5 protein-coding genes are annotated in these 4,297 nt (G+C 39.2%); 4 read left to right on the top strand and 1 reads right to left on the bottom strand.

Annotation, left to right across the window (positions count from 1 at the left end; genetic code table 11):
* The 4 genes from AC1DUW_RS21990 to AC1DUW_RS21975 form a co-directional block, all read left to right on the top strand.
* Positions 1-251 (top strand): TauD/TfdA family dioxygenase (locus tag AC1DUW_RS21990; RefSeq protein ID WP_477643459.1); only part of this gene is annotated, 251 nt, incomplete at its 5' end.
* A 94-nt stretch (positions 252-345) separates the two neighbouring features.
* A complete protein-coding gene (locus AC1DUW_RS21985; protein ID WP_053346029.1) occupies positions 346-1,638 on the top strand; it encodes an MFS transporter in 1,293 nt (430 codons plus the stop codon).
* A gap of 168 nt (positions 1,639-1,806) precedes the next feature.
* Positions 1,807-2,805, top strand: a complete 999-nt coding sequence (locus AC1DUW_RS21980; RefSeq protein ID WP_477643458.1) for a TauD/TfdA family dioxygenase — start codon at positions 1,807-1,809, stop codon at positions 2,803-2,805.
* 184 nt (positions 2,806-2,989) lie between these two features.
* Entirely contained in the window at positions 2,990-3,937 is a 948-nt protein-coding gene (locus tag AC1DUW_RS21975; protein ID WP_477643457.1) for an alpha/beta hydrolase, read from the top strand.
* A gap of 127 nt (positions 3,938-4,064) precedes the next feature.
* Here AC1DUW_RS21975 and AC1DUW_RS21970 read toward each other — a convergent pair.
* The coding region (locus AC1DUW_RS21970; protein WP_477643456.1) for an SDR family oxidoreductase at positions 4,065-4,297 on the bottom strand (233 nt) is incomplete at its 5' end.

Below are 4,297 nucleotides of genomic sequence, written 5' to 3'. Positions count from 1 at the left end.
TGATGTTGGAGCCAGGGGATATGCAGTTCGTCAATAATTATACGATTCTGCACTCACGTACTCAATACGAAGACTATGAAGAGCCGGAACGCAAACGTCATCTTTTAAGATTGTGGCTCACGATGCCAAATGGTCGGGAAATTTCCCCTGAATTCGCGATGTTTATTGATGAGAATACGGGTAAACCAGGTCGCGGCGGCGTACCGCAACGTAAAACAACATCTGGCGGTATTGTAGAAACCTTGAAGTGATTTTTAATAAAACGTTTCGTAAGAACGAGTGGGAACACCTTTTCAGAGCACAGAAAAAGGTGTTCCTTATATAGGGAAACGTGGGGAGATTTACATGACAAGCACTCCAAAATATTCTTGGATTATCTTATTATTTCTAGTTCTTAGCGGGATGATCAACCAAGTGGATAAAATAATTATTGGTTTGGTTTCCGTTCCTTTAATGAAAGAGTTACATTTAAGTCCATCGCAATGGGGAGTCGTAGGAAGTTCKTTCTTTTGGTTCTTTACCTTCTCCTCTATTATTCTTGGCGGCATGGCCGATTCAAAAAACACGAAAAAAATGTTAACTTGGATGTCGTTGATTTGGTTGATAGTTCAATTTTTCACCCCTTTCGTTAGCAGTTTGTCTATGCTTTTGTTAACCAGAATGATTTTGGGAGCAGGAGAAGGTCCTGCCCCCGCTCTATCCACGGCAATCATGGGAAAATGGTTCCCAAAACACAGGCACGGCATCGGCTTTGGTGCGGTTCTATTAGGAACGACAGGGGGATCTGCGATCGCTTCACCATTATTAATCTCCTTGATTGATCATTATGGATGGAGATCTGCATTTATAGCGATGGGTATTCTGGGACTGATTGTACTGGTTTTATGGATGATTTTCGGTAAAGATAGTCCTCAAGAAATCGGCTGGCCGTCGATACAGCAAAAGGAGCAGCAATCATCCAGCCTCTCTAAAGTTTCTTGGAGTCAGTTTCTTCCGCATCTATTATCTAAAAATTTTATTCTAATCGTTTTGTGCGGGGGGTGTGCCTATTGGTTATTGTCCGTACAAGCGGTATGGCTTCCAGCCTATTTCACCAAAATTCAACATTTTAATGGTCAAACATTAAAATTAGCAGTGTCTTTACCTTTTCTTTTCGCAGCCTTTTTCCAATTAGGATTTGCCATTCTATCAGATCGGCTCTATCGTAAAACCAGAGATATTCGTAAAGCACGAATAAATCTTGCCGGTATAACGATGATGTTATCCGCTCTATGTTTATACCTAGCAAATGCCGTGAATTCCACGGCGATATCCATATTGTTCTTCACACTTGCTCCGGGTTTTGCGTATGTCATTCTTTCACTCGCACCCGCAATATTGATAGAGTTTTTTTCTCCCCAGAATATTGGAAAGGCACAAGGGACGTTCATTGCACTTGCAAGTACTACAAGTATTATTGCTCCACTCGTATTTGGCTATCTTATTCAAAATGCAGCGACTGAAGCTATCGGATACGGATACGCATTTCAAGCCTCTTCTTTAGGGATGCTCATAGTCGGATTATTGTTTTGGATCGGTGTACGTCCCGCAAAGGAAAGCCAAACAATAATTGAAACAGATGAGCAAGTGAGCATTTAAGAGATATAAACGTAGATTGAAAGATTCTTAGTAAGATTATATTGATCTAACTTAATTATAAGTTACAAATGATAATTTCATTTAAATAATTAATAAGTGTACCATAAATAATAAATTCAAAATATTCGTTAATTACAGTGATATAACAAATATAAAGGAGGAATATGTATGTCAGTTATTTTAAAGGAAAAAATTCAAGGGCGTTCAGCGTGGAAAGGTATYGAWYTAGCWAAAGATGATTCATGGATTTATTATTTGTCAGAGAAAACSMTTGCAGMTCTTGAAARSGCTKTATTMYATGTWMAACAAAAASGGTTAAAGGCWCCYRATTTTAACAAGGAGGAYTTYCCWATTCCTGATCTCGCTGATGAAATTGCTTATTTTGTTGACGAGCTGGAGAATGGAAGAGGATTACTATTGATTCGTGGATTACCAATGGATCGATATACCGACGATGAAGCTAGTATCATTTACTGGGGTCTTGGACTTCACTTGGGCCTACCGATCATTCAAGGAAAAAAGGGTGACCTCTTAGGGCATATCAAAAATATGGGTAAAGACTTTAATGATAATACAACAGTAAGAGGTTACCAAACGAATGTACGTCTTGACTATCACACAGATCTCGCTGATGTTGTCGGATTACTATGTCTTCGTAAAGCGAAATCTGGCGGTTTAAGCAGTATCGCTAGTGCGATGTCTATCTATAATGAAATTCTGGATAATCACCCAGAGTACCTTGAAATTCTCTATCGTCCATTCGCCCATGATCTTCGTGGGGAAGAAGCACCAGGTCAATCTCCAGTAGTTCCATCACCGATCTTTAGCTATTACGATGGTAAATTAAGCTGCAGATATATGCGTCAATATGTCGAATCAGCACAAACGAAAACAGGTATCTCTTTGTCGAAAGAGGAAATCGAAGCATTTAATTTTATAGATTCCCTTACTGCTGATAAAAACTTTCATATTGATATGATGATGGAACCGGGTGATATGCAATTCGTTAATAATTATACCGTTTTTCATTCACGTACACTATTTGTAGATTATGAAGAAGAAGACCGCAAACGTCATTTATTAAGATTGTGGCTCATGATGCCAAATGGCCGAAAAATTGCTCCAGGTTTCGAGTTTTATATAGGAGGAGCACCTGTAATTAGATAAAAATCGGTGGTAATAATAATCACCAATATTTCTTGTATGGTGATTTTATTCAACGAAAATGATGAATAAAATCACCATTTTATGTTTTTAGTTTGAAGTTAATCTGAGAGTTTCGTGACAGGAATAATGGTTTCGGATATAGACTGGGTAATCTAAAAATAACCTGAAGTGAGGATGATGTTTTTTGGCAAATTTAGATCCGCAAGCAGAAAAATATTTACAAGCATTTAATCAGCTGCCATCTATTCATACGATGGATCATAAGTCAGTAAGAGAGATGCTTTCTAAAGCACCGCGTCCTGCTGTAAAACTAGAACCGCTTTCAAAAGTTGAGGATTTCATGATTCCAGTAAGCCAGGATGAAACAATCAAATGCAGGGTATATATACCGGAGGGGCAAGGTCCTTTCCCTCTATTTATTTACTACCATGGTGGAGGATGGGTTCTAGGAGACATTGATTCAACGGATGCTAGCTGCCGAATGATAGCGAATCGAACGGAAAGTATTGTTGTATCCGTAAACTATCGTCTTTCTCCAGAGTATAAGTTTCCGACTCCAGTAGAAGACGCCTATTCCGCATTGCAATGGGCTTTTGAAAAAGGAACTTCATTTAACGGAGATGATTCTCGATTGGTAGTTGGAGGGGATAGCGTAGGTGGAAATCTAGCGACTGTAGTTACGATGATGGCGAGAAACAAAAAAGGTCCAAACATCACTGCACAGGTCTTAATCTATCCTGCGACAAATCTTGAGTTCAATACGGAATCCCATCGAACCTTTGCAAAAGGATTTGGTCTTGATCGCGAACAGTTGATTTGGTTCCGTGATCATTATTTAAGGAATAATGAGGACAGGTGTAATGAATATGCTTCCCCCTTGGTAGCTCAAGATTTAAGTGGTCTCCCGCCAGCAATTGTTATTACAGCGGAAAATGATGTGCTTCGGGATGAAGGAATGGCCTATGCTGAACGTCTGAAAGATTTTGGTGTTCAAGTTGAATATGAATGTGAACCCGGGATGGTCCACGGATTTTTTGTACAAATGGCCATTTTCTCAAAGAACATAGAAATAACTGTATCTAGGATCGAGAAGTTCTTGAGTTCCTTAAAATATACAATAGAGATAGATTGAAAGAAAATGTTCTAAATGAAGCGAGCCTCGGAATTTAGTGAGGCTCGCTTTTTAAAATAACCTATTTAATTTTTAAATAGAAATTATTGATAATCTACGAAACAGTAACAATAGCAACCCTAGGCATTTAGTAATAAACGGTATTTCCAATTCCACCGGTTACCGAAATGACATCGCCAGTTATCGATGCCGCCAAAGGTGAGGCTAGGAAGGTAACGACATTAGCAATTTCCTCTGGTGTAATCAAGCGGCCGAGGGCATTCATTGATGCTGCCTGGCGTATAGCTTCCTCATTAGTGACACGGCCTCTAAACGTTTCCGTATCGACAATCCCTGGATAAACAGCATTGACAGTAATTC

The organism is Peribacillus sp. P4_C12 (assembly GCF_056402095.1).
This window is presented reverse-complemented; position numbering and strand designations above follow the sequence as displayed.